General features: G+C 38.5%; 1 protein-coding gene. It reads left to right on the top strand.

What is annotated here, in order from left to right; translation table 11 throughout:
- Window positions 1–73: 73 nt before the first annotated feature.
- Complete coding sequence (locus tag FTU01_RS15445; protein ID WP_159124594.1) at window positions 74–1378, top strand: IS4 family transposase; 1305 nt, start codon at window positions 74–76, stop codon at window positions 1376–1378.
- Window positions 1379–1391 lie beyond the last annotated feature (13 nt).

Here is a 1391-nt window from a genome sequence, read left to right as displayed (position 1 = left end):
TAATGCCAGTCAGTTAAGCAAATTTTAGTAAAATGTAGTAAAAATGAGTGTATGTAAATACGCTCATTTTTTTATGTCTTTATCTGAACATTTAGAATCCACTCTTGAACATTCTCTCCCATCACTCAACCATTTTTGTGAACTTATTGATTTAAATTGGATTGAAACAAGCCTGCATCAAACAGGTAAGGCATCAATCAGAAGGAGAAAATTACCTGCTGAGCATGTGGTTTGGCTTGTTATTGGGCTTGCCTTGTTTCGAAATCAACCCATCAGCTATGTTGTAGAGCAATTAAACCTCGTGTTTGGTACAACAGAATATTGTGTTCCTAGTGCAGCAGTCCAAGCACGACAACGTTTAGGACAAGAGCCTTTAAGTACCTTATTCTCTCTGCTCAGCCAAGCATGGTTTGATGAAACACAGCAACAATATTCAAACTTTCAAGGACTTAGCATATGTGCTGTTGATGGGGTGGTTTGGTCTATGCCGCTGACCGAAGAGAACTTTAATCATTTTGGCTCATCTAAAGGTAAAACTGCTGTAGCACCTTACCCACAAGTGAGAGCCACGTGCCTAGTCAATACCAATACCCATGAAATCATAGATGCCCAAATAGGCAGTATGGATCAGGGTGAACTCACATTAGCAAATCAATTATCTCCACCAGCACAAAGTATTACATTATTTGATCGAGCTTATTTCTCTGCTGATTTTCTAATAGGGTGGCAAACACGTGCAGAATCAAGTCATTGGCTGATGCGAGCAAAAGATAATTTACGTTATGAAATTATTAAACGGAATTCCCCACATGATTTTCATATCAGGATGCCAATATCACCTAGAGCCAAGAAGCTTAACCCAACGTTAGGGGATTATTGGGAGGCACGTTTGATTGAAGTTGAGCAGGCAGGAAAAATCAGACGTTACATTACTTCATTATTAGATTCAAAGACATACCCACTTATAGCCTTGGCAAAGTTATATGCTCAGCGTTGGGAAATTGAAATGTGTTACCGAGAAATTAAAAGCAATTTGCAGAAAGGTAAGCTCTTAAGAAGCAAGCAACCAGACTTAATTTATCAAGAATTATGGGGTGTCTTGATTGCCTATAATGTTCTGAGACGACAAATGAAACATATGGCTCAACGAGCTAAAGTAAGTCCTTTGAGAATCAGTTTTCATATTGCATCTATTGCCCTTCTTAATTTACTCAGATTCGACTCTTTGGCTTCTGCAGGTAATCTCCCCAAACATCTGGAAAGTTTAATGGAGAAATCTAATCGGTATGTTATACCTGAGAGAAGAGTGAGGAGTTATCCAAGGGTTGTAAAAGGAAAACCTCAAAAATACCCAAGAAAAAGCCAGTCAATCTCTTAACTGACTGGCATTA

Origin of the sequence: Acinetobacter sp. YH12043 (assembly GCF_013419915.1) — a bacterium.
Taxonomy (GTDB): Bacteria; Pseudomonadota; Gammaproteobacteria; order Pseudomonadales; family Moraxellaceae; genus Acinetobacter.
Note: the sequence above shows the minus strand (reverse complement) of the source record. Positions and strands in the feature narration are given on the sequence as shown.

What these genes read in the sequence shown, in the direction of transcription:
- FTU01_RS15445 (WP_159124594.1), top strand. Translation starts at nt 74, where the DNA reads ATGTCTTTATCTGAACATTTAGAATCCACTCTTGAACATTCTCTCCCA.